We start from the raw sequence: 24,818 nt of genomic DNA, 5'->3' as shown, positions 1-24,818 counted from the left end.
AAGCCATTTTGCTAAGCTGTTCGACATCTAAATTGCATTTTTTGTGCGGGCGAGACGCCCACCCCACAAGAAGTTGACCAAATTTTTACTGTGCAGTTTAAATGCACAACAGCTTACTATTATTCTCAATTAATATCCGATCGACAGCGGACGGCAACCACACCCCTACTATTCGGGTCTCCCCACTGTCCCTACCCCCTTAGCAAGATACATTGTTAGAGAAGGAAATACACAAAAATTTACATCTATAATTTGTGTAGTGTTCCAAATCGCTCCTCACCAGCAGCGATACAGCCCTCGCCAAGACAGTAGGATAGAAAAAATATGTTTGAACGCTTTACAGAACAAGCCATTAAAGCAATCATGCTAGCCCAAGAGGAAGCGCGGCGCCTCGGCCACAATTTTGTAGGCACCGAGCAAATCCTCCTGGGACTCGTCGGCGAAGGCACTGGCATCGCTGCAAAAGTATTACTGGATATGGGCCTCAACTTGAAAGAGGCGCGCAATGAAATTGAAAATATCATCGGTAGAGGTTCCGGGTTCCTCCCGCCAGAAATTCCTTTTACGCCCCGCGTCAAGCGCATTTTTGAGACGGCGCTAAACGAAGCGCGGCAGTTAGGCCACAATTACATCGGCACCGAGCACATCCTGCTGGGGCTGATTCAGGACGATGAAGGGGTGGCGGCGAAGGTGCTGCAAAACTTGGGAATCGATCGCCAGAGAGTCCGCACGCAGGTAATTCGTGCCGTGGGAGAAGTGGCGGCGGTACCCGGAGGCAGGGGGGATAGCGGCGATCGCAAAATCCCGACCTTAGAAGAATTTGGCACAAACCTGACCAAGTTAGCCGCAGCAGGCAAACTCGATCCCGTGGTGGGCCGCGAAAATGAAATCGAACGGGTGATCCAAGTGCTCGGCCGCCGCACGAAGAACAATCCAGTGTTAGTAGGCGAACCGGGAGTCGGCAAAACAGCCCTCGCCGAAGGCCTAGCCCAGCGGATTGTTAATAGAAACGTCCCGGAAATTTTAGAAGACAAACAAGTAATCAGCCTCGATATGGGTTCGCTGATTGCTGGTACAAAGTTCCGAGGCGAATTTGAAGAACGGCTGACGAAAATCATGGCCGAAATTCGCGCTGCCGGCAACATCATTCTGGTAATTGATGAAATTCACACATTAGTTGGTGCAGGCGCAATTCAAGGCAGCATGGACGCTTCCAATATGCTCAAACCCGCCCTTGCTAGAGGTGAATTGCAGTGTGTAGGCGCAACTACCTTGGACGAATACCGCAAACACATCGAGCGCGACGCTGCCTTAGAACGGCGCTTCCAACCGATCAAAGTTGGCGAACCGAGCGTGGCTGAAACAATAGAAATATTGTACGGGTTGCGATCGGCTTACGAACAGCACCACCGACTGACAATTTCCGACGCAGCTTTAGAAGCAGCGGCCACACTGTCAGACAGATACATTAACGATCGGTTTTTGCCAGACAAGGCGATCGACTTAATTGACGAAGCAGGTTCCCGCGTCCGCGTGATGAATTCGCAAACCCCGCCCGAAGTTAAAGAGCTCAAAAAGCAACTGCCTGCAGTAACAAAAGAAAAAGATGCAGCAGTGCGCGAGCAAGACTTCGACAAAGCTGGAAAATTGCGCGATCGCGAATTAGAAATTGAAGCCGAAATCGCCGAAGCTACTATCAACAAAAGCCAACTCAAAACCTCTCCCACCGTCACCGAAGAAGACATCGCCCACATCGTGGCTAATTGGACGGGAGTACCAGTCAGCAAGCTGACAGAATCCGAATCGGAATTGCTGCTGCACATGGAAGACACGCTGCACCAGCGCTTGATCGGTCAAGAAGAAGCTGTCACCGCAGTTTCTAGGGCCATCCGCCGCGCGCGGGTAGGCTTGAAAAATCCGAATCGCCCGATCGCCAGTTTCATCTTTTCCGGGCCCACAGGCGTCGGCAAAACGGAACTTACAAAAGCCCTAGCAACATATTTCTTCGGTTCCGAAGAAGCCATGATTCGGTTAGATATGTCCGAATTCATGGAACGCCACACGGTTTCCAAACTCATCGGTTCGCCTCCGGGTTACGTCGGCTACGACGAAGGCGGCCAACTAACAGAAGCAGTCCGGCGCCGTCCTTACACCGTCGTCCTGTTCGACGAAATCGAAAAAGCTCACCCGGATGTCTTCAACATGATGCTGCAAATCTTGGAAGACGGCCGCTTAACTGATGCTAAAGGTCGGACAGTTGACTTTAAGAATACCCTGCTGATCATGACCTCAAACATCGGTTCGCGAGTGATTGAAAAAGGCGGCGGCGGTCTCGGTTTCGAGTTTGCTGAAAGTGCCGCAGACGGGCAGTACAACCGCGTTCGCAGCTTGGTAAACGAAGAACTGAAACAGTTTTTCCGTCCTGAATTTATCAACCGCTTGGATGAGATTATCGTCTTCCGCCAGTTGAACAGGGAAGAAGTGAAGCAGATTGCGGACATTATGTTGCAGCAAGTCTTCAGCCGCTTAACCGAACAGGGTATTACTTTGTCGGTGACAGACCGGTTCAAAGACTTGTTAGTTACAGAAGGCTACAATCCCAGCTACGGTGCTCGACCTTTGCGCCGCGCCATCATGCGGTTGTTGGAAGATGTACTGGCTGAGGAAATGCTGTCTGGGAAGCTGAAAGACGGCCAAAAGGCGATCGTTGACGTGGATGAAAACGGTCAGGTTAAGATAGTGCCCGATGGCCCATCTGAGCCGAAATTGCCCGAATTCGCATTAAGCCATTAATGCACTCTACCAACGGATAAATACTGTTAATTAAAAACCCGGTTTTTCCCAGAAGCCGGGTTTTTAATTAAATGAAACCAGTTAAAAAAAGCAACTTTAGGCAAGATCCAAATCCTTATATAATAGACCTCTTTCAAAAATAGCTGGGACGGGCTCTCCGGCCCATCCCACAAAAAGTTTTTTCTCTTGTGGGATGGGCCGGAGAGCCCGTCCGAAAATTTGATCGAAAGGACTTTTGCAAGAAGTCTAATCAGTCATATCAAATTCGGTAGCATCGGAATTATTCCTCTCTGTATTCTCTCCCTCTGCGTTCTGGAGCGCCCTCTGCGGTTAAATCATTCCGATACAACCGATATCTTGCACCCTTCTCAAGTAGCCATTTATGAACAGGCTTTCCGGCCTGTTCCACAAGAACATTGAATTTTTGTGGAACAGGCCGGAAAGCCTGTTCTTGAGAATGGTGCAAGATATGAGATACAACCGGAAACGATATCATTCCCAAATCTAAAATCTAAAATGGTATGACTTTTAGCTCTTTTATCCCAACACATTATCTACAGCAATTTCTACATCTGGAAAAGCTAGAATAGATAAAACCTGACCCCGCTGGAATCTTTGAATATTTTGGTATCCCGATGGAGAAGGTTCGCGATAAACTACTACACATTGTTCGTTAATATCTACCAGCCAAACTTCTACAATATTGTCTTCGGCATAAAGAGGAATTTTGATATTTCTGTCAGTTTCAGCGGTTGCATCCGCTACTTCCACAATTAGTAAAATATCCTCAGAGTGAGGATGTCCAGATTCGTAAAAATCATCGCGCCGCCGCAGTAAAGAAATATCCGGTTCAGGTTCCGAGCGATCGTCCAATTCTACCGGATCTTGAACTCCAATGGTTACTCTCGATAATAAGCGGATATAGAATAACTCTGTCAGACGCTTGACATGAGATGTATGCCTTCTACCAACGGCGGCCATTTGAACAATTTCTCCTCGAATTAATTCAACTTTATCATCTTTGGTCAAGATGCCAGCTTCTATCATATGATGATATTCTTTTACTGTAAATAACCGCTTAATTAACTGAGTTGTCATCATTGTTTAGTACAGGAATATTAGAGTTGTTGTCTGCGACTCAGGTTTAATAATGTGATTATACTACATCCACCAGTAGTCGTTCCGTAGGGCAGGCATTGCCCGCGTTACAATCGCTGACTCTAATCCCACGATTGCAATTGCACAACCCAATGCTGCACAAAAGCAGAAATGCGATCGCGCCGCGTTTCAAAAGTAGCAGCAATCCAGATAAACGCAATGCCAAAAGCCAAACCAATCGCCCATTTAATCAGCGGATAATCGAAAATCAAAACTACCAACTGATAGAAAACATTGATTAAAAATACAGCCGTTCCCACAAACAAAAATGCCCGAACTCGCAGCGCCAAACCTGCTGCAATCGCCACTAAACTAAAAGCTGCGGCAACTAAACCGTGGCTTTGCTGAGTCAACAGAGGCATCCCGCAAATCAGCGCAGTTGCGAGCATTCGCAGAGTGTGGCGCAGCGGTTTTTGTGCTGGTAATTTGAAACTGCGATCGAAGTGAGTAATGTAGAGTAAAGAAAGTCCTAAAGGAGTAACATAAAACTCTGGCTGAGTCAATCCTATTTGCCAGAACCACCGCAGCATTATCCAGTCAATTATCGCCACACTCACATAGGTAAAACGGACTTCCTCCCTTTCCCAAGCCAGGAAAAAATAGAAGGTAGCAGCTATCAGCAAGCTAATCGGATAAAACTTAGCCGGACTTTCCAAAATAGCAACTATTGGAATCAGCGAAGCAATTACCTGCCAAGGTTTTTTTGACCAACCCCAGTTGTCCCAAGGCAAAATGTAAATGAAATAGGCAAATAGAGAAGCGAGGGCAACTTTCCAAGGCCCCAGCGGCCCGGAAATATACTCAACTAAAGGTGTATTGATCCAGTAAAGCCGGATGCCAAAGGCTTCTAGCCAACCCAAGTAAATCCAAATTTCTCCCCATTGGCGATCGAGATTATTTCGCCCTTGCAGGAAAGCGTATTGAACTAATAAAGCACCAGTGACTAATCCTAAACTTAGGGCGGATTTAATCTCATCGGCAGAAGCCCAAATCAGCAGCAAACTGCTCAAAACCCAGTGCAGGTGAGCAAATATTTTTAACTCTGCATTAGTTAAATGTAAATAATTGCTGAGCCAAGGAGATAAAATGCGATAGATATATGTTAAAGCTGTGCCGAGAGTGGCCAGGACAATTAAGCCGTCTCCAAAAGCTCCTCCCGGTGTTTGAAAAAGTTGATATAGTAGCGATTCGCAAGCAGCAACGGAGACGCCAATTAATCCTAAATAAACCAAAGGTTTGAATTCTGGTTCCCGCCTACCAATGCCGATCGCAATTAAAGACGCACCCAACACCGTTAAACCAGTCCAATTCGCAAAAGTGTGCGATCGGAAAGTTAAACCCAATACCCCGTAAACCAAAGGTATAACATGAATGCTAGGTAAGATTGTTGGATCGGGCTGACGGCGCCGCCACCAATCCCCCAGCAATTGAGTAAACAATCCGAGAGCGATATTAGCAACTGCCAAATTAATCGTAGTGCGATCGACAAAACTCAAACCGACTGCTGTCAACAACTCCACACTCCAAGCCAAAGCATAAATTGCCAGAGGGGAAAGTTGGCCTAAACTTCGGAAAATTATCGCAGCCATTATCACCAAAATAGCCGCCAAAACTTCAGTAGATGGCGAAAAACTCAAGCTACTGCCTGCGTATAGTTCATAGGAATAAAAAGTAATAGTTGTTAACAGCAAGCCTGCCAGTAAGATTGCCCACCCATCTAAAGCTCGATCGTAAATTTCAGCTAATTGAGAAGGCTCAGGCAAACTGCTGGAAAAACGAACAATTCTGCTGCGAAGTAACCACAGAGACAAAAGAGCGATCGCCCCAGCAATTGCCCAATCCCAACCCGACACAAAACCTAATCGATCGATCGCCGCAGCTACGAAACTCAAGCCAAACCCCACTCCAATCGCCGCCGCTGGTAGCTCTACTAAATAGTAAGTATTGACCGACATTAATCCGGCTGCCAAGCCAAAACCAATTAACCGATATCCCGGAAAAGTAAAAATTAGAAATTGTGCGAATATTAAGGCGATCGTACTAAAGGTACTGGCAATTTCTTTGTGAGGGCTCTCAGTATATTTAGCAACCGCAGTCAATGCCAAAGGAGTCGCCAGCCAGAGCAAACTCCACTGAGGGCTATGAGTCGCAGTACCCGCAATCAAATAATTTTGCAACAACACAAAGCTAAATCCTGCTAATACTAAGCCCAGATACCAGGAACTTTGGAACCATGCAGGATGCCAGCGAAAAAATGCCGAGTTTTCTCGGAAACTTGCCGCTTTCATCCAGACAAAAAATCCCCATTCACTCGCCATGAATATTAATAATATTGCTGACCAAATATTGGGTGTCAGGTTTGGGAAAAATAAGTCAATTGCCGAAGAGATCGCGCCTAAACCCATAATGTGAGTTATGAAAACCAAAATTGTCGGATTTCCCTGTTGTTCAGCCGCAGAAGCCGGCCTCGAAACTCGCCGGGAATTATCGGGAATTACGTATTTCCAAGCGATCCAACCTAAAATTAAAGTAGAGACGAATAAATTGAGCGATCGCCAAAACGGATTGACAAAACTAATAGCAGTTAAAACACTCCCCAAAGCGAGAGCAAGGTTTTCGCCAAAACTGGCAAGTTGAAACTTCCGCTTGCGGTAGAGCAACTCAGCCGCACTTACCATTAAAATTAGATAAGGCAACAGCAGAACACTCCAAAAAGCCCAAGGAGTTTCCTGAGAGTTTGTAAGCTGAGTGAAAAATGCCACAACTTGTGTTTTAATCCCTAAAGGAAGCAGTCGCCAAAACAGCCAAATACTCTGAAGTCCCACCGCCTCCAGCATTAGCAAATCAAACTCTTGCCAAAACCGCACTAAACGGTTATAAAAAAACCAAACAGCCAATCCGCTAACGGCGATCGCCTGTAGCGGAATGTCGCGAAAACAAACCAGGTATCCCAAACCCAACAAACCCCCTCCCGCTAATTGCCAGTAAAAAAAGTTGCTGGGATTTGGCTGGTCGGATATATTATTTTTAATAGTTCCAGATTGTCGGGGTTGCTGCCAATCTAGCCATCCTAAAAGCACGCCACAAATCGCCAAAGCTAAACCCATTTCAGCGATATTTACATCCTTGACAAATATCGCTCGACCCAGTAAAATTCCTAACGAATAAGCTACTAAAGCTGCTTTTTTGTAAGTCAGAAAATCTCTGCTCAAACTGAAAGCAGCGGGGAATGTTTCAGTATTTCCCCCACCTTGGATAGATTGCAATCGTTGTTGCTGAATTTGATAAACTGTAGCAGCAGCAGTCCCCACTGTACCCAAATAAACCGCAGCGAGGGCAAAGCCGGCCAATGCCCACCAAGAGTGCAAATAACTCAATCCCAAGTGATTTAGGGCGATCGAGCGACTAATGTTTTTTCCTGAAAAGCTTTGATATTGATCTTTTATAATCCGGGCAGTTATCCAAGTCAAAAGGAGTGCCGCTGCGATTGCTACCGCCCAATCCCAAGGATACCGCCACAATCCAAAAGTATCCATTGCCCAAAAATTGATCGGCACTAGCAACAGCGTCACTTCTTGCAAAGTTTGAGCAGTCAAGTGCAAATTCTGCTGTCTGTTTGCCCAACTGCTAATCGCCCAAAAGGTTAAAGTATAAGCTAATAAAACTCCATATTGTCCGGCTGCAGGAAATTTTTCCCACTGACTGGCAGCTAAGACTCCAGAGGAGACAACTACCATGAACACTCCTAAAAACAACAGCCACACCACGCTAATTTCTGCCATTAGCGAGTGCAAAATTTGAGCGATAAAATTAGGGGTTTGAGTAGTTTCTGTGGGCCTAGCAACGCTTTCTAGGCTGCTAGGTACTGCTTTTTGCGTTGATAAGGCAAGTACTTTTGGCTCGGCAATAGGAGCTCGCGGGTTCTCAATTTCAGAAAAATCTACAGCGGGATCTGTGATTGGGCAGACTAAATACTGCCGGCACAATTGCTCAACTTCAGCGGGCGAAAGTAAACCTAGCCGCAGCCACGCATCTAAACCTGTCAACAAGTCAGGATGCGACGCTAAGATGCTCAATTCAATTTTGCTCGATCGATCTTTGGGAGACGACATTGGCTTAAACTTGTACTAAGTACCTTCAAGCTATAGCCTAGATTCATCTCGATCGAACATGGCAACATTCCGCCATCGAAATTGGCACAATAAGTATTTATTACTAAATAACTGTCGCAGCCAGTGTCAACTGGTGAAAAAATCCCGCTGATGGGCCTAAACCCCCGTGCATCAGCGGTGAAAAACTCCAAATTAGGACACAGCAGCGGTTTCTTTACCGACATATTTCAACAAAGTGTCCGCACTAGCATTGTGGTCTATGAAAGAAAACAAATGTTTGAAGAGGAGTTTTCCATCTGCATCCAAAACAAACTGAGCGGGCAAAGGAGCACCTAAAGCCTGACCGACTTGATAAGCCCGAAAAACTTGACAGCCCGGATCGGAAAGCAGAGGCATTTTCAAGCCTAAATCTCTAACCACAATTTGGCTTTGGCGATCGTCGGTACTGGCAACCATCAATAATTCTATATTGCGATCGGCAAATTTTTCCCAGTTTTCATTCAAAGCTTTAATGTGAGGAAAACAGAAAGGGCAATATTGCTTTTCAGTAAAAATCCGCGTAAAAGCCAGAACCACCGGCTTATCGCCCCGATAATTCGACAGCCGCACCAATTTGCCATTATTAATATCCGGCAATTCAAAATCTGGTGTCATCTGTCCCAGCTTCAGAACATTACTCGCCGGAACAGGCAATAAATTTTGGAAAAACCGCTCATTTAACAAGCCGCTAAAATTAGTAGAAGTCAGCATATTTCCTAATTGGGTAATTGCTAATTGCTAATTGGTAATTAAAAATCCGCTTAAATAAATGCCTCTGCGGGTACGGACACGGCATTGCCTTTCGTCGTGTCAACAAACACGTTAAACCCATAGTCCGGCAGGGGTTGAAACCCCTGCCTCAAAGCTCAAGTCCTCGCTATGAGGACTAAAGAAATGGGTAACACCTCATCAGTCCTCTTGAGAGGACTTTAGCTATTAGACAGGGACTTCAGTCCCTGGCGGGCTTTCGGCTTAAGTTGACACGACGAAAGGCAGCGCCGTGTCCGTACAAATATAATCGGCTTAAACCGCAGCAAAGAATACCTTAGACTTGACAGGATCGGGAGTCATGGTCTTGTCACCGGGCTGCCAGCCGGCGGGACAAACTTCATCGGGATGAGACTGGACGTGTTGGATAGCTTGCAGAGTACGGAGAGTTTCGTCCACGTTGCGGCCGAAGGCAAGATTGTTGATAGTAGAGTGTTGGATGATGCCTTCTTTGTCGATGATGAACAGACCTCTGAGGGCAATGCCTGCTTCTGGGTCGAGGACGTTGTAGGCCGAACTAATTGTTTTTTTGAGGTCAGCCACTAAGGGATAGTTGAGGTCGCCGACACCGCCAGATTTGCGGTCAGTTTGTATCCAAGCGAGGTGAGAGAATTCACTGTCCACGGATACGCCGAGGATTTCGGTATCGATTTTCTTGAAGTCCTCGAAGCGATCGCTAAATGCTGTAATCTCAGTCGGGCACACAAAGGTGAAGTCCAAGGGGTAGAAGAACAGGACTACATACTTTTTGCCTTTATAGTCGGACAGTTTAACTGTCTTGAATTCCTGATCCACTACGGCTGTTGCTGCGAAGTCGGGTGCAGCTTGACCAACCCGGAGGCATTCACTGGTCATAGATTTTGTTTCCTTTTTTACGAACTGTTACAAATATATCATACTCATAACGACTACAAGTATCTTCTCGATCGATCAAAAAAATACGCTCTCAAATTTGAGAGCGCAGTTTTTTTGATTAAATAATGGCTCAGGCGGGATTTGAACCTGCGACCTTGGGCTTATGAGTCCCCTGCGCTAACCACTGCGCCACTGAGCCAAATCTACTTCACGATTTACTATCGTAGCACGGTAGGGCTAGCTATGTCTGCTTTTTAAACAACACTATTTCTAATGACTCCTAGTAAAAGCTATGAGTTTTGATAATCATTCAAAACCCATAACTTTCGACCAGTCGTTACCGAGAAGCGCTGGACGCATCGTCGGGCAGTAAAGCCATTGGGTTGATAGCACCCTGTCCGGCGGGATGAATTTCAAAGTGCAAGTGCGGCCCGGTACTGAAGCCGGTGCTGCCCATTTCTGAAATCTGTTCCCCTTGAGCGACTCTCTGACCCTTTTGCACCAAAATCCGGCTGTTGTGGGCATAGACAGTCTCAGTGCCGTCAGGATGGGTAATTTCCACCAGATACCCGTAGCCGCCGTCGTTCCACTGAGCATACGTAACCACCCCGTCTGATGCTGCCACAATTGGCGTGCCGATCGGCCCTGCAATATCAATTCCCCTGTGCATCCGTCCCCACCGCCAGCCGTAGCCAGAAGTCAGAACGCCCTTAGACGGCCAAATAAATCGGTTGGCAGACTGTTGTTTGCCGTTAGGCAGATAAGTATCAGGGCTCGAAAGCGGAGGCAGTTCTGGAGAAACCATGCGTCCCAAAGACGGGTTGCTTAGGGGATCGTAACCCTCGGATCCCAAAGGAGCAGTTGCTACCACAGGCCGCTGCCCAGCAGAGGTCGGCGTCAGGTTGATCGGTTGCAGTTCCGCTGCGCGAGCGGGGTCTAAACGCTCTTGCTGCTGCTTCTGAACCTGCTCGGACCAGGCTCTTGATGGCGGTCTGCTGATTTCATTCTGCACCGCCTCAGTATAGTCCGGGGTGTAGAGATATGGGTTGGCACTTGGCATATCCTCAGACGGGTTGACCGAGGGCCCGTCATTTGGAGCCAGGGACACCGCATTGGCGCCGATCGAATTGCGCGAGGCACGATATTCCTCTCGCAGTCTGACAACTTCTGCCCTCAAGCGTTCGGAATAAGGGTTGAGAGCTTCTGCGGTAGGGAGAGCATCCGAATTCGATTCTGGTAAAGCGCTAGTTGGGCCGGCATTTGAACCCTGGGCGCTAGTATTTGGCACGAAGCCGATCGGCTGCGGGTATTCTCCCGTAGCGATCGCGCTAGCAGTTGCACTGGCTGGTCCGGGCAGGGCGCTGGTGTCAACTGCACCTGTAAATGTTGGTTCGCCTTGAAGATCCAGCTTCCGAGGATCGCTAATGGTTTGGGAAACTTGAGTCAGCGGAATGCTGTTAATTTGGGGAACCATCGGCGCTGAAATATTGTTCAGACCTTCCAGGTTCTCTAGGGGAGAGACAACAGGCACTACGGGCGCAGCATCTGCAACGCCAGCACCGACTATTTCCGAAGTAGACGAACTGGGGTTCAAAGATGCGGGAACCGAATTCGCCGCCCACACAGATGTAGAGTTGGAGGCAGAATAAGAGGCTGCCGCCTGCACCCCTGGATTTTTAAACCCAACTTGGGGTATTTTGAGCCGTTGATTGACATTCAGCAAGTTGGGGTTGCCGAGCTTGTTGACGGAGATCAGCTCTTTGGGCGATACGCCGTGACCTTTGGCGATCGCCTCTACTGTATCTCCCGGACGCACGCTGTAGAGAACCTCAGCCGGCCGGGCGGTACTTCCTGCTGGGGGGACTAGCACAGCCGCGGGCAAACTGGGTGTTGCTAAAGACTGTTCAATTGACTCGAATGCTCGATCGGGAGATGCTGCTTGACCGACCCCGGAATTGGGAATTACAGGTGTGGCATCGAGGTCAGGAATAGTTGTCCCAGTTGTATATCCGGGGGAGGTCAGCGTCGGTGCTGACTCCGGCACAAATGCCGCAGGTGTAGATAAATTTGCTCCCCCCTCCGACCCGAACATCGTTCGACCCGATTCTGTGGTGCGGTTTTCCTGTTTCTTCAAACTGTCGATCGCCCCGTCTGCATTCGGGATCTCGATCGAACTTTGTTCCGGTACCGTCGTGACCAGCGGGGTCGCTGCGGTTGATGGCAGCCCTGTCATGGCTGCACTATCCAATGGCTCGGAGCCAGTCAGATTTAACTCTTGTTCTGGATTGACCGTCGCTGCGATATCTAGCGAAGCCGATGTGCTATAGCCGGCGTTCTGTTGTGGTGTGGCTTCCGTCGCAGTCGGAATTCTGAGCTGTTGGCCAACTTGGAGTATGGTATCGGGTTGGATCTCGTTGGCCGTTGCCAGTACCAACGGTTCAACTTGATAATCCAGACCAAGCTCCCAAAGGCTTTGCCCCTCCTGCACCTTAACCGTCGCCGGATCGGAAGGTACTCCGGGCTGTTGTGCCCTGGAACCGTCTACTTGTGCGGACGACGTAGCGGGCCCGTTGGCCGATACTGGCTGTACAGCGGTGGATTCTGATGTCGGTGCGAGTTCAGACGCGCGAGCGCTGTCTCCATTTCTCGGTAGCAGGATGCCAGAAGCACCTACCGATATTGCCAGCCCGATCGTGGCGAGAGAGCGAACTCTGCCTGTGCTGAGCGTTGTCTGTTTGGATGGTTCCGCAGAACCGTCTGTGTCGATTTCACTAGCCTGAACCGGCTTAATTTGGGGATATGTTCGTTTCAAAAAAACGACCTCCTACTGAGAAGCGCTAACTGTCCTTGGAAACACTCAAGGGGATCGCATGACGCTGAGTTTAAATCAACAAGCAAAAATATTCTGATTGTTGACAGCTATCATGCTTAGGCCAGATTACCTTGCTTTTTTAATTTAGACAAGCTCAAACCGTCATAAATTTTAAAATTCTCGGTCAAACCGGCTGCAATTAACCCCACAAGCCTTACACCGCAATAGCTGGAACGAATAGATAAAATCTTCGTTCCCGCACGGGCTCTTAACTCTTACCTATTATCTGACTTTAGGCTAATTTCCGGACAGCCTACAACCGTATATTTACTAGATGATATAGTGTTCAGACCCAAGCTGGTACTCGCTCGCGCCCTAAATCGCTAAAATCCTCTGTTTTTGTTGCTGAATCATCTTGGAAGTAATTTGGTGTTGCTGATAACAATCTGTTTTTGAATGAATAAAATATATTAATGTCTGCTATCTAGATTTTTACCCCTTTGATACAAATTTCTTATATTAAAATGGAGACTTGGCAGCCTCCGACAGCTATTAAATATCTATATATTTATGTGTCGATCCTGATTTATCCCAGCTCCCCCAACTGTCGTTTAGCCTCAAATAAACCTACAGCGGCACTGACGGAGAGGTTCAAACTCCTGACTCCAGGCTGGCTCATCGGTATAAAAACTGTGGCGTCGCAGGCATCCAAGACGTATTGCGGAATGCCTACAGTTTCCGAGCCAAACATCAGCCAGTCGCTGGGCTGAAATTGGAATTGCGCGTAATTGCATCGCCCGCCAGTGCTGAATCCGATCGTTCGTCCCCCGCGCTGCTCCCGATAGGCCAAAAAAGCCGCTAAGTCTTCGTGGCAGTGGAGGTTGACGTAGGGCCAGTAATCTAAGCCTGCCCGTTTCAGGTAGCGATCGCTAATTTCAAACCCCAGCGGGCCCACTAAATGCAGTTCTGTGCCTGTGGCAGCGCAAGTGCGGGCGATATTGCCAGTATTCGGGGGGATTTGCGGGTGAATCAAGACAAGTTGGGGCATGAAGCTAATTAAAAGCGAAAAATACAGCTATTGGGAAATTTATAAAACTACCCACAGGTAGATATACCTTATAGCTTTTATTTATAACCTTTGTCGAGCTCCATTGATTAAATATTCTGATTTGTTTTTGGCCGCCCCTCTGCAAATTTTTGCATGGAGGTTCGGGCTATTTGTATTATTGGCTGAGTACGCATAGCCAGGGGGCTACTGAAAGCCCCCGTTATCATAACCGCGGGTACTTCAGGCAGCTAACTGGGCGCACAAGTTGTCTTCGAGCTCCCATTCTTGGTGAGCCATGCCCTTAATCCCTTGCAAAATAATACTGCGGGTGTCCGAACCGCCCTCGTGCAGCTTCAACCACTGCTGGGCGGTGTTGCCTTCCCGGAGAATCTTTTTGAGCGGCGAGAGAAAGCAGCTAAAGCCTCGTTTTTTGGCTATAGGCCACACTTCGCGGTAAATTTCCTCAATCCAATCTCGTGCCAGAATAGTTCTGCCGTCTTGCCAGTGAATCAGTTCGGCATCCAAACTTTGCTCGGATGCAGCAATTTCGTTGGCGTCTGTGAGGGCAACTAAGTCTTGGTTGCGCGTGGCCGCCGGTAAGGTGGACAGTTCTAAGGGGTCTAAGCTGGGGTCTTCCATCATCTGCCAAATGCGAGCTTCTAGTAAGGCAGTGATGGCCAACAAAGCCAGAGGATTGACTTCGAGGTCGCAAATTCTCAGTTCGAGGCGGTTGAGACAGTAGGGGCGACGATCGCCATTTGGTCGCACTGCAGACCACAAATGGCGGACGTTTTGCATAGTACCGAGTTCTAGCTGTTCTTCAGTCCACTGGATGTAATGTCTGTGACTTTCAAACAGGGGGACGATGGCGGGAGTTTTGGGAAACAAACCCCACCGAGTGGAATGATAGCCCGTGACTTCCCCGTCGAGGAAGGGCGAAGAGGCGCTCAAGGCAAGGTACAGCGGTGCTTCGACGCGGGCGAGGCGGATGGCGCGCATCAACAGTTCTGGTTGGGAGATGCCGATGTTGATGTGAATGCTGGCGGTGACGACTTTGGTGCCGTAGGTTTGCTCGATGTAGGTGTGGTACGGGTTGTTGGGATCGGATCTGTAAAATCGATCGCTCCCTCCGAGAGACAAGGTACTTCCCGGCAGCAAGGTATAGTCACCCAATTGTTTGAGATACTCGCGCAGCCGGACTCGCGGCTTGACTAAGGCGCACAGCAGGCGATCGTAGCTGCACAGCGGGGCCGTCGTGTACTCCACATTGCGGCTATCAGGCTCCCGCACAAATCCCTCTAGATCGGCGACTATGCGATCGGAGAGACCGACAACCTCACCTTCGGGAGTGCCGGTATACATTTCTACTTCAAAGCCTTTTGATAGCAGCACGTTTATTCCTCAGCTAAGTTGAGTGCTAGTTTCTAGTATCCCAAAAATTGACCTGTTCATACTATCTCCCACGAGGCAGAGTTGAATTTTTTCGCGACTGGCACTGAAACGGGGTTTTTCGGCGCCAGCTTGTTTGAGCGTTTGTTTCCTAGTTGGGGGTCTGCCACGACAAATACTCCCCTAGCAAAGAGTTTCCGAGGCGGTTTCAGACTCACAAAGGCGGTTTTAGACTCACAAAGGCTGTTTGTTCGATCGCGGGCGTGTTTCATAGGGCATTCGTGACGATCGAACTTATGGTGATATGGTGAATAGAAACCACTCCTGCCTCAGTTCGACATCTGTTTTCTGCCTTGAGGGGGATAGCCGCAGATATATCTTGGGTGCGATTCTAAAAGAGAGCTCTGCAATATTTTTGAGCTGTAATATTAAACCCTAAAAATCCCTGTGAAAGAGCAAGACAGAACTCCTCCCAATTTTTGGAATATGCTAAGCAATTTAGCCTTAGTCCGGTTTTTGCTTTTATTTGCTTCTGGTTGGGCTGGACTGCAACTTTTAGCTTACTTTGAAACAGCAGTCGCGGTTTTCACCATTGCTGCACTCGTGGCTTTTTTGCTCAACTATCCGGTGCGAACTCTCCAGCGATTGTTACCGCGAAGTTTAGCTGTCGCCTTCGTTGTCTTGCTCACCATTTTAGTTTTTGGCGGTCTCACCGTCACCGTAGGCGTCACTCTTTTATCTCAAGGACAGCAATTAATTGACAGCATGACTGAATTTCTGAATGCTCTGGCGCCTCTGTCGGAGCGCATCGAAGCATTCCTCCGGGCGAGAAACCTGCAAGTCAACCTGCGAGTTATTGAGGAACAACTGCGGAATCAAGCTTTGGCTGGAGTTGTTTCTAGTATTGCTTTTTTACAAGTATTTTTAACCAACTTATTGAATTTAATATTAATTCTGGTGGTGGCTTCTTTCATGTTACTTGATGGAGAGAGGCTGTGGCAGTTGGTTCTCAAATTTATCCCCCGACACCTGCACAGGCGTTTAAGTATAACAATAGAGAAAAACTTTTTAGGATTTTTTCAGGCACAAATCCTATTAATGTTATTTTTGACAACAGCAAGTTTTTTCATTTTTCTGCTGTTAGATGTGAAATTTCCCTTGATTTTAGCCTTTATTATGGGATTGTTTGATTTAGTTCCAGGGATTGGAGCGACGCTGGGAATTAGCTTAGTTTGTTTTATTGTATTGTCTCAAAATGTGTGGCTAGCTTTAAAAGTATTGGCAGCTTGCATTGTTTTGCAGCAAATTCAAGACAACTTTATTCATCCCAGACTGATGCAAAATTCCCTTAACCTCAATCCGGTAGTGGTATTTTTTGCACTGTTAGTGGGGGCAAGATCGGCAGGACTTTTAGGCATATTTCTAGCAATTCCGCTAGCGGGAGTGATAGTTAGCTGGTTTGACATTGAAGAAATGCAAGCGGAAGGTTAATAGATACAGCCATCCTATTTTATAAAATCAGGCTGCAACATCCGATTTTAACCGGCAGACTAGAAGTCCCGTGGTTCAAAAACTATCCTGTGTCCAAAGGGCAACTAAAAGTAAAGAGAAAAAAGCAACTTAGAATACACCTTACTGCGTACACTTAATGAATAAATTGCAAGTCAGTAGGAAATCTTTCTTCTTCTGGTTCTGGATCGTAAATGTAATCGCAGTCAAAGCGCAAAGCTTGAGAGTGGCGACTTATAGAAAATCCGCAATTACTCACCATTTCTGTAGTAAAAGTTGCCATGACTAACTCAATGAGTTTTCTGTAAGAAATGTTAGGCAGTTGAACGTAATAGGCGCGTCTGGCAAAAAATATTCTCTCATCTTTCGGGAGAATTATGCCATTAATTCTGTGTGCGTGTTGAATCGGCTTGATATAAGTTTCAATAAAATGCGACTGATTTTTTTGCAGTCTCGCTAATCTTTCGTGTTGCAACCAGCTCATTTGAAACACAATTTTAATAAATTCAAAACCCAAAATGTAGTTAAAAACATTATTGCGTTCTTCTGTACTCAAGACGAAGCGGAGTGCTGATTCTAAATATTGGTCTGTTTCTCGACGCGCTTGTTGAGCTGAGTGGATGTAAAATTGTTTGATGTAGCTTCTTAAATCTGATTCGTTTAATTGTTTTTTGACTCGGAATCTGATTAAATACTCTTTGACTCGGTGTAGAGTATCTACATCTTCAAACATTTTTGAGACTAAACCGTCGGCTGTATAGTCATCTAAAAATTCTGCTTGCAAGTCGGGAGTAGAGGCGCACAATATGTAGCAGAGGGACAAGACATAGCGCCGCTGATTCCAAGGCAAGCTTTGGGCCCAATTTTTAACTTCTACAGGGAGTTTTTCCAGCACGGTATCTGTGTGGGGGCGTTGAGCAAGGTCGGCATATTTATGTTTTTGTTGAATCATTGCCTGGAACCTTAATATTAGTAAATTGACCGGGTAATATATCGCAGCTAAGTAGGATTTTAAAGTAGAGGTGGGGAGTATAAACTTATATTTATTTTTTATATATCTTAAGATACATGACGTAGCGGGTACAGGGCGTGATCTGTCTCACACTTTTTGGGACTTGTCATCACAACTGTTAGTTTTCTGTATCACATTTTGAGGCCGCGAGTGTCACGAGAGAAACTTATCCACGTCACTGGGGTAACGGAGGGTTTGGTTGATGATTAAGAAAGGGTGATTCATAACTCTTTGTTAGTAATGATTGCTGAGGTTAATTATGAACTCGACTACAAGTATTTTTCCTAAAAATGGGTGCCAACACTTAAGTTTTGGCGATCGCCTCGTCCAACCAGTGCGACAGTGGCTCGATCGCATTGCAGTCGCAGATCCGCAAGTAGCTCGGTGGTTGTGCCAACTTATACCAGCACAGTGTCCTTTTGAGAGAGATATCCAGCTATGGGGACACCATCTTTTCCACATACCGCCTATGTGCAAGCTGAATCCTGTGTATGAAGAATTAGTGGGGTTGCGTTTTCGATCGCTCTCCTTTTTGGCTGACGTGTGCGGGGAAGATGTAACGCCGTACTGCTGATTGAGGGGTCTCATACCTCGATCGCCATTGATGTGAATCTTGTACGGGGTGCGTGAAACTGCTAGTTGTTCGATCGGTAATTTAACTCTTAATCGTTGATAATATCACTGGATGCCACTACATAGGAGCGGGCATCCATCGTCGCGGTTAAGCCAAAAATAACATCAAACGGTAACAGAAAAAAATTTTTTATAAAAAAAAATTAACAAGCTACTTTGGTGAATGGAAGTGAATATGTTTAACGCAACTGAACTGCTGATTAATGCTTTTGTAAATCGGCTGATTGAAGGCTACCGCTACACCTACGGCGGCTTCAAATCTGACTACGGTGAAATTATTGCTTGGGTAGCGAGTATGGCTTTGGAAAATATTGCCAATAGCGATGCTCTTTACCACAATGTGGAACACACTATTTTAGTGACCTTGGTGGGACAGGAGATTCTGCGCGGCAAGCACATCCGCGAGGGTGGTGTTTTATGTGAACATTGGCTGCATTTCCACATTGCTTTGCTGTGTCACGATATCGGGTATGTGAAGGGGGTTTGCCGGCAAGATCGAACTGATTTGAGACTGTATGCAACGGGGATAGACGATTTGCAAGTGAAGCTACCTCCGGGGGCGACGGATGCGAGTTTGACTCCTTATCATATCGATCGGGCAAAAATGTTTATTGACGAGCGTTTTAGCGGTCACAAATTGATTGATGCTGAGCTAGTTAAGCGTAATATTGAGCTGACTCGTTTCCCGGTTCCTGCGGATGAAGATTATCAAGATACTGCGAATTATCCGGGTTTAGTTCGCGCGGCCGATTTAATTGGTCAGTTGAGCGATCCGCGATATTTGCAAAAGGTTGCTGCGCTGTTTTACGAGTTTGAGGAGACTGGTCAAAATCAGGTTTTGGGGTATCGGACTCCTGGGGATTTGCGGGATGGTTATCCGAAGTTTTATTGGAATGTGGTTTATCGGTATGTCAAGGATGCGATCGGCTATTTGGAACTGACGCAACAGGGGAAACAAGTTGTTGCTAATTTGAGCGCAAATGTGTTCCGGGTGGAGCATTCTGAGGTAGGATTGGAGGCGGTGGCTGTAGTTCGTTGATTCCTTGTCCGCCACGAGGAACGAAGCAATGCCATATCATGTCCGGTCAATTGACCACAATTCCTGTAGGGGCGGGTTCACCAACCATAATTGCCTATAATCTACAATATAATAAACCCGCCCCAGTCACGATATTATGGTCGATCTGATTCCTTGTCCGCCACGAGAAACGCAGCAATGCCAATAAAATGTGTAATTCCCGATCGAATTCAGCAATCCTGTTGATATTGCAGCGCTAAATCTTCGATGAGTTCCACCATTGCGCGAACCATAGGCATTTTCGTGAGAATTTCGATCCAATACCACTGTCCGTTGGGATTGAGTTCGATAAAATAAATCGTGTCATCCTCGTCGCGAATGATGTCGAATGCACCAAAATTCAAACCAAACTCGTCAAGCATTTGATGAAGTTTGTTCAGATAGTCTATTGGTAGCTTGTCGGGAACGTGAACGAGTTTATCTGGTTCGATAACGCGCCAATCCAAAGTCACGTCTGCATCGTTGGTATGCTGGGCATCAATGCGGCAAACAAAACTATGCTTGCCGATTAAGGTAACGCGATATTCGGCCTTCTTTTGAATGCGTTTTTGAATAAAAACAGGTGCCAATCGAATGCTCTCTCGAAACGCTAAGAGTGTTTCTACATCAATGGGGCGAGTATGGCAAGCGTACTGCTTTTCATCATGTACAAATCCAGCGTAGCGCATCGCTTTAACAATGCACTTTCCCTGTTGTGCCACAAAATCGCAAGCAGCTTCGTATGAATTGGTGACGAGTGTTGGAGGGATAGTAATTCCCAGCTTTTTAGCAATGGGGATTTGGTTAATTCGATGAGATAACAATCTCATATTCCAGTAGTTATTGATCCATCTAGCTTTCGGATAGAGTCCAGAAAGAGAATAAATCAAATATTCTGTTTCTTCTCGACAATACTTGATTGCCCAATCATCGTTAATTTCTGGAAAAACTTGATAATTTTCTGGTTTTCGCCACCAAATTACGCCAACATCTTGAACTTCTCTCAAGGAGTCTTCAAAAGACAAAAAACTTTGAGTGGGATTGCCAGAAGCTTGCCATTCATAAAAATACTGACTTTTTTGAATAAAAGTTTCTGAATTCAATCGAATTGCTCGAACATCCGATTGCTGCAATTCCTTGATAACGACATTTACATGATTATCAGTCTCGGAAGTTACGATCAAAACGTCTGTCATATCTAAATCAATTAAAATAAAGTTGATCGTGAAAGACCTGGAACACAAAAAAGACACAGGTCTTTCAAGAAAAAAGACTGCGATCGCAATACTCCGAGAAAATGCTAGTCGTCACTTCGCCAGGAACCCTGTCGATGACAGGTGGAGGCATCCATAGATTTGATATTAGAAGTCTGCGTGGTGGGATCGTAGCTAAACGTTTCCTTGGCGGTGATGTCGTACTTCGGCAAGATGCTCAGGTGCATCATCAAAGGATGTGCTTTTTTGTTGAGAGCGATCTGGGTAGTCGTCATAAGTTAATTTTTCTTGAGCGATGATTTTACATACAATAATACAACTTGCAAATTGATCTGCCTAGTCGAATAAAGTCGGATAAAGTCGGATAGTACAGAAATTTTTAATAACTATTCAGCCGTTTTTGTATTCAAGGCGAAAATAGTCGGATCTAGACGGTTATAATTTTGTTGTCGCGAGGTCGTGAGGAAAGCTGATGAACGTTAAAGAAGCACTGGCTTTTGCAGATGAAGTGGTATTTGCGAAAACTGGCAAGCATTTAGACGATATGCAAGTTGGCGTGATTGAGGGCGTTTTGAAGCGGCAAAAGTACGGCGATATTGCCCAAGGGCTGAACTGTACTGAGGGTTATGCTAAAGATGTGGGCTACGAGCTATGGGAGTTGTTCTCTGATGCTTTTGGAGAAGATGTTAATAAATTAAATTTGCGGCACTGATTCGCAAGTCCAGGATTAGCAATGTTACTGGTAGCGTAATTAGTGGCAATCATGTTGCTCGCGGTCATGTAATCGGATCGCTGAATGTCTGCACATCACAGGAAGAGTCGCCTGAGTTTTTGCGGGGAAAGCAGCAGGCGAAAATGGATGCTATCCAACGCTTGCAAGCTGTTGGTTTGAGCGACGAGCAAATCGCGCAATGCTTGGATCTGACGCTAGAAGAGATTCGACAAGTCGATTTGACAGAATAGAATATAGAGCAAGCGCTAATGGCTGATTGACTTCACTATCGATCGGCTCAAGCTTGGATAGAGCATCCGATATCCAGTTTTGGCAACTCGCCCAATCCATTTTCCCAATGGGTTAAAATAATAGGTAATACCAATTCTCGCCTCGGATTGCAACAATGATGAGTGTCGGTTTGTTTGCTGAACTATTGTGTAGGTGCACTCGCTCAAAGATTGTGGATATTATTTAAGATTTAAGGGTGGCGACGCACCCGGAGCGATACTGTTGCATGAGTTTTGAGAATTAGTATAAGTCATTTTAAAAGAGATTGACCATGAGATTCATTAACCCCAAAACCGATTTTGCCTTCAAAAAAATATTCGGTTCCAATCAAAGCAAACCAATCTTAATCAGCTTTCTCAATGCCATGATTTATGATGGCAACCCCACCATCGCCGACCTAGAAATCATCGACCCGTATTTAGCATCAAGAGTACAGTATCTCAAAGACTCTTACCTGGATGTCAAAGCCAGACTTGCAGGAGGCGAAACTGTAATTATCGAGATGCAAGTTTTAAATGTAGAATCTTTTGCGAAACGGGTGGTTTACAATGCTGCGAAAACTTACTCAACTCAACTAATTCGCGGTGAAGGTTACTTTAAGTTAAAACCTGTAATTGCTTTGACAATTACCGATTTTGAAATGTTAGACAATGACCGAGAAGTAATTTCTCACTTTGTGTTCAAGGAGAAAAAGCGTTTATTTGATTATGTCGATCCTGAGATAGAACTGATATTTATCGAGTTACCCAAATTTAACAAACAATTGGATGAATTAGAAACTTTGACTGATAAGTGGGTTTATTTTATGAAAAATGCTCCCAGTTTGGAAGTGATACCGCAAACAATGCAAACAGTGTCGGAAATACAGCAAGCTTTTGCTATTGCTAATGAAACTAACTTGAATCCAGAAGAGTTGGCAGATTTAGAAGCACGCGAAAGGTATATTCTGGATCAGCAGGGAATCTTGCGAAAGGGAATTGAAGAAGGAATTCAGCAAGGAATTCAGCAAGGAATGAGAGAAAAAGCTCTGGAAATTGCTAGGCAACTTCTCAATGTACTTGACAATCAAACAATCAGTCAAACTACTGGTTTGAGCGTTGAAGATATCCAAAACTTGCGGGAGGAATAGAAAGGAAGGGAAAAAGTACGATAGCACAATTACTCTACCTTTTATCCCTACTAGGATCGGCCTGGTAGCACAGGTTTTTGAGTCTCTGCCTCTTTGACTGAGAATGAAGCCAAATATTAACTCTCATCCACTTAATGTTCAAGGATGAGTCTGCCCTCTCTCTAAAGGAAGATTTCATTAAACCAGTAAATTCCGTATGATGCGGTAAAAGTCAGTCAAAGGGGAAAGCTATCTCCGACTCTAGCTCCGAATAACTGACCAATCTTACAATAAAAAAAAATACATCTCATGACATCAGTCACTCCCAATCAAACTTCCTCTCAATATGAAGTTAGCGAACCAGAAGAAAAAATTGAGTCTCTGGTAGAAGAAGTTAAGCCAGAAAGCGAAATCGATTTAGAGTTCCTCTACACCAGAGACATTGAATTCCGACAAGAAACAATTTATTTTATTGTAGTCGATCGCTTTTACGACGGCGATCCCGCAAATAACGAAGGCCCTAACCCAGAACTTTACGATCCAGAAGGCAAAGATTGGGGCAGATATTGGGGCGGCGATTTGCAGGGAGTTATCGACAAACTCGATTACTTAAAAGATATGGGAGTTAGCGCAGTTTGGCTGACTCCACTGTTCGAGCAAGTTGAAGCATTATTTGTCGAACAAGCTGCAATTCACGGCTACTGGACTAAAGATTTCAAGCGACTAAATCCCCGCTTTATTGCCACAGGCGACAATCCTTCTATCAACCAAACACAAGAAACTAAAGATACCGTATTTGACAAATTAGTATACGAGTTGCACCAGCGAAACATGAAACTCGTGCTCGATATTGTCTGCAATCACAGCAACCCAGATTTTAGCGGTAAAAAAGGGGAACTCTACGACGACGGCGTAAAAATAGCTGACTTTAACGACGATGAAGATGACTGGTATCACCACTACGGCGAAGTCACAAACTGGGAAGACGAATGGCAAGTCCAAAACTGCGAACTGTCGGGTTTAGCAACTTTCAACGAAAACAATATTGCCTACCGCAATTACATTAAATCAGCAATTAAACAATGGCTAGACAGAGGTGTTGATGCTTTGCGGGTGGATACAGTCAAGCATATGCCTATTTGGTTTTGGCAGGAATTTAATGCTGACATTTTAACGCACAGACCTGATGTTTTCATTTTTGGCGAATGGATTTACAGCGACCCTAGAAACGATCGTTCTGTGGAATTTGCCAACGAGTCGGGGATGACTATTTTAGATTTTGGTCTGTGCGTGGCAATTCGAGAAGTATTGGGGAGGGGTGCGGGCGCGGGATTTAAGTTAGTCCAAGATGTCCTGAATTTGGATCACCGCTACTACGGGGCGACGGAGTTGATTACTTTTATTGACAACCACGATATGCCGAGGTTTCAGTCGTTGAATCCAGATCCAGAAATGCTGCATTTGGCGATATGTTTAATTATGACGACTCGCGGTATTCCCTGCATTTATTACGGCACTGAACAGTATCTGCACGATGATACAGATGGGGGGAATGACCCTTACAACCGCCCGATGATGGAAAAATGGGATAATGATGCGCCGATTTACCGAGATGTGCGTTTGCTGTCGGGATTGCGACGGCTGAATCCAGCTATTTCGATGGGGAGTCAGTGGCAAAAGTATCTAACTCCTGATGTTTATTGTTACGTGCGCCGCTATCGCGATTCGGTGGTGTTTGTAGCGATGAATCGCGGCAATTCTGTGACACTTAAAGAGGTGGATACTGAGCTGCCTGATGGAGAGCATACGGAGGTTTTATCGCGGCGCAAGTTTGAAGTTAAAGACGGGATGCTGTACGATTTAGAGTTGGGTTCGCGGGAAGTAATGATTTTTAGCCGCGTCGGAGAACGAGTTAAGGCGAAAACTATTGTGCGGGCGCAGCTTAACAGCGTTAGAACTCAGCCTGGGGAAAGAATTGTGGTGATTGGAGATTGTCCTGAGTTGGGGAATTGGGATATTAGTAAGGGTTATCCATTGGAGTATATCAATACTAATACTTGGTTTGGGGAAATTCCTTTTAATGAAAGTGCGGGGAAGTTGATTTCTTATAAGTATGCGCTGCTACGGGAAGGACTGTCGCCGCTGCGAGAAAATCTGGTTTGTCGCCGCTGGGTTTTAGTTTCGGAAGGGACTGTGAAATGGCGGGATAAGTGGGCGAGTGGACGCGAGTCGTGATTTTTAATCAACAGGCTTTCCGACCTGTTTTACCAGTTTTTAATGAACAGGCAAGATGCCTGTTCCACAACCA

17 protein-coding genes and 1 tRNA gene are annotated in these 24,818 nt (G+C 46.0%); 7 read left to right on the top strand and 11 right to left on the bottom strand.

What is annotated here, in order from left to right; genetic code table 11:
• Positions 1 to 324: 324 nt before the first annotated feature.
• The gene (locus tag QUA50_RS05265; protein ID WP_333259671.1) at positions 325 to 2,793 is read left to right on the top strand and encodes an ATP-dependent Clp protease ATP-binding subunit; all 2,469 of its coding nucleotides are present in this window, start codon (positions 325 to 327) and stop codon (positions 2,791 to 2,793) included.
• Between the two features lie 537 nt (positions 2,794 to 3,330).
• Here the strand turns inward: QUA50_RS05265 and QUA50_RS05260 are convergent.
• From QUA50_RS05260 to gshA, 8 genes are all read right to left on the bottom strand, one after another.
• Entirely contained in the window at positions 3,331 to 3,891 is a 561-nt protein-coding gene (locus QUA50_RS05260) for a Uma2 family endonuclease (RefSeq protein WP_333259852.1), read from the bottom strand.
• Between the two features lie 122 nt (positions 3,892 to 4,013).
• Positions 4,014 to 8,063: a hypothetical protein gene (locus tag QUA50_RS05255; protein WP_333259668.1), complete on the bottom strand. Its 4,050-nt coding sequence runs from the start codon at positions 8,061 to 8,063 to the stop codon at positions 4,014 to 4,016.
• A gap of 192 nt (positions 8,064 to 8,255) precedes the next feature.
• On the bottom strand, positions 8,256 to 8,813 hold the full coding sequence (locus QUA50_RS05250) for a redoxin domain-containing protein (RefSeq protein WP_333259665.1): 558 nt from the start codon (positions 8,811 to 8,813) through the stop codon (positions 8,256 to 8,258).
• A gap of 312 nt (positions 8,814 to 9,125) precedes the next feature.
• Positions 9,126 to 9,725 (bottom strand): peroxiredoxin, encoded by a 600-nt coding sequence (locus QUA50_RS05245; protein ID WP_015178160.1) that lies wholly within the window; start codon positions 9,723 to 9,725, stop codon positions 9,126 to 9,128.
• 126 nt (positions 9,726 to 9,851) lie between these two features.
• A tRNA-Met gene (locus QUA50_RS05240) sits at positions 9,852 to 9,924 on the bottom strand.
• A gap of 138 nt (positions 9,925 to 10,062) precedes the next feature.
• Entirely contained in the window at positions 10,063 to 12,537 is a 2,475-nt protein-coding gene (locus QUA50_RS05235; RefSeq protein WP_333259661.1) for a peptidoglycan DD-metalloendopeptidase family protein, read from the bottom strand.
• A gap of 586 nt (positions 12,538 to 13,123) precedes the next feature.
• Positions 13,124 to 13,585: a tRNA (cytidine(34)-2'-O)-methyltransferase gene (locus QUA50_RS05230; protein ID WP_333259658.1), complete on the bottom strand. Its 462-nt coding sequence runs from the start codon at positions 13,583 to 13,585 to the stop codon at positions 13,124 to 13,126.
• 240 nt (positions 13,586 to 13,825) lie between these two features.
• Positions 13,826 to 14,977: a glutamate--cysteine ligase gene (gene gshA, locus QUA50_RS05225; RefSeq protein ID WP_333259656.1), complete on the bottom strand. Its 1,152-nt coding sequence runs from the start codon at positions 14,975 to 14,977 to the stop codon at positions 13,826 to 13,828.
• 444 nt (positions 14,978 to 15,421) lie between these two features.
• Between gshA and QUA50_RS05220 the strand changes: the two genes are divergently transcribed.
• The gene (locus QUA50_RS05220; protein ID WP_333259653.1) at positions 15,422 to 16,465 is read left to right on the top strand and encodes an AI-2E family transporter; all 1,044 of its coding nucleotides are present in this window, start codon (positions 15,422 to 15,424) and stop codon (positions 16,463 to 16,465) included.
• 154 nt (positions 16,466 to 16,619) lie between these two features.
• On the opposite strand, the gene QUA50_RS05215 is transcribed toward QUA50_RS05220, so the two are convergent.
• Positions 16,620 to 17,435, bottom strand: a complete 816-nt coding sequence (locus QUA50_RS05215; RefSeq protein ID WP_333259651.1) for a cobyrinic acid a,c-diamide synthase — start codon at positions 17,433 to 17,435, stop codon at positions 16,620 to 16,622.
• Between the two features lie 319 nt (positions 17,436 to 17,754).
• On the opposite strand from QUA50_RS05215, the gene QUA50_RS05210 reads away from it, so the two are divergent.
• Both QUA50_RS05210 and QUA50_RS05205 read left to right on the top strand, forming a co-directional pair.
• Complete coding sequence (locus tag QUA50_RS05210) at positions 17,755 to 18,069, top strand: Mo-dependent nitrogenase C-terminal domain-containing protein (protein ID WP_333259648.1); 315 nt, start codon at positions 17,755 to 17,757, stop codon at positions 18,067 to 18,069.
• A 234-nt stretch (positions 18,070 to 18,303) separates the two neighbouring features.
• Complete coding sequence (locus tag QUA50_RS05205) at positions 18,304 to 19,167, top strand: Npun_R2479 family HD domain-containing metalloprotein (protein WP_333259646.1); 864 nt, start codon at positions 18,304 to 18,306, stop codon at positions 19,165 to 19,167.
• A 209-nt stretch (positions 19,168 to 19,376) separates the two neighbouring features.
• Here the strand turns inward: QUA50_RS05205 and QUA50_RS05200 are convergent, their stop codons facing one another.
• On the bottom strand, positions 19,377 to 20,381 hold the full coding sequence (locus QUA50_RS05200) for an MvdC/MvdD family ATP grasp protein (RefSeq protein WP_333259643.1): 1,005 nt from the start codon (positions 20,379 to 20,381) through the stop codon (positions 19,377 to 19,379).
• A 104-nt stretch (positions 20,382 to 20,485) separates the two neighbouring features.
• Positions 20,486 to 20,674 carry a hypothetical protein gene (locus QUA50_RS05195; protein ID WP_333259640.1) on the bottom strand — a complete coding sequence of 63 codons (189 nt, stop codon included), beginning with the start codon at positions 20,672 to 20,674 and terminating at the stop codon, positions 20,486 to 20,488.
• A gap of 197 nt (positions 20,675 to 20,871) precedes the next feature.
• Here QUA50_RS05195 and QUA50_RS05190 point away from each other — a divergent pair, with 197 nt between their 5' ends.
• The 3 genes from QUA50_RS05190 (at position 20,872) to QUA50_RS05180 (ending at position 24,745) form a co-directional block, all read left to right on the top strand.
• Positions 20,872 to 21,111 (top strand): hypothetical protein, encoded by a 240-nt coding sequence (locus tag QUA50_RS05190; protein ID WP_333259637.1) that lies wholly within the window; start codon positions 20,872 to 20,874, stop codon positions 21,109 to 21,111.
• A gap of 562 nt (positions 21,112 to 21,673) precedes the next feature.
• Positions 21,674 to 22,531, top strand: coding sequence for an Rpn family recombination-promoting nuclease/putative transposase (locus QUA50_RS05185; protein WP_333209444.1), 858 nt, complete (start codon positions 21,674 to 21,676; stop codon positions 22,529 to 22,531).
• A gap of 288 nt (positions 22,532 to 22,819) precedes the next feature.
• The gene (locus QUA50_RS05180) at positions 22,820 to 24,745 is read left to right on the top strand and encodes an alpha-amylase family glycosyl hydrolase (RefSeq protein ID WP_333259634.1); all 1,926 of its coding nucleotides are present in this window, start codon (positions 22,820 to 22,822) and stop codon (positions 24,743 to 24,745) included.
• Positions 24,746 to 24,818: the final 73 nt, after the last annotated feature.

It is taken from the genome of Microcoleus sp. M2_D5, from assembly GCF_036701935.1.
In the GTDB taxonomy this organism is placed as follows: Bacteria; Cyanobacteriota; Cyanobacteriia; order Cyanobacteriales; family Microcoleaceae; genus Microcoleus.
Note: the sequence above shows the minus strand (reverse complement) of the source record. Positions and strands in the feature narration are given on the sequence as shown.

Coding starts and splice junctions, on each gene's coding strand:
- QUA50_RS05230 (WP_333259658.1), bottom strand. CDS start 13,585: ATGCCCCAACTTGTCTTGATTCACCCGCAAATCCCCCCGAATACTGGC.
- QUA50_RS05180 (WP_333259634.1), top strand. CDS start 22,820: ATGACATCAGTCACTCCCAATCAAACTTCCTCTCAATATGAAGTTAGC.
- QUA50_RS05195 (WP_333259640.1), bottom strand. CDS start 20,674: ATGACGACTACCCAGATCGCTCTCAACAAAAAAGCACATCCTTTGATG.
- QUA50_RS05245 (WP_015178160.1), bottom strand. CDS start 9,725: ATGACCAGTGAATGCCTCCGGGTTGGTCAAGCTGCACCCGACTTCGCA.
- QUA50_RS05190 (WP_333259637.1), top strand. CDS start 20,872: ATGAACGTTAAAGAAGCACTGGCTTTTGCAGATGAAGTGGTATTTGCG.
- QUA50_RS05255 (WP_333259668.1), bottom strand. CDS start 8,063: ATGTCGTCTCCCAAAGATCGATCGAGCAAAATTGAATTGAGCATCTTA.
- QUA50_RS05215 (WP_333259651.1), bottom strand. CDS start 17,435: ATGATTCAACAAAAACATAAATATGCCGACCTTGCTCAACGCCCCCAC.
- QUA50_RS05260 (WP_333259852.1), bottom strand. CDS start 3,891: ATGACAACTCAGTTAATTAAGCGGTTATTTACAGTAAAAGAATATCAT.
- QUA50_RS05210 (WP_333259648.1), top strand. CDS start 17,755: ATGAACTCGACTACAAGTATTTTTCCTAAAAATGGGTGCCAACACTTA.
- QUA50_RS05250 (WP_333259665.1), bottom strand. CDS start 8,813: ATGCTGACTTCTACTAATTTTAGCGGCTTGTTAAATGAGCGGTTTTTC.
- QUA50_RS05205 (WP_333259646.1), top strand. CDS start 18,304: ATGTTTAACGCAACTGAACTGCTGATTAATGCTTTTGTAAATCGGCTG.
- QUA50_RS05200 (WP_333259643.1), bottom strand. CDS start 20,381: ATGACAGACGTTTTGATCGTAACTTCCGAGACTGATAATCATGTAAAT.
- QUA50_RS05265 (WP_333259671.1), top strand. CDS start 325: ATGTTTGAACGCTTTACAGAACAAGCCATTAAAGCAATCATGCTAGCC.
- QUA50_RS05185 (WP_333209444.1), top strand. CDS start 21,674: ATGAGATTCATTAACCCCAAAACCGATTTTGCCTTCAAAAAAATATTC.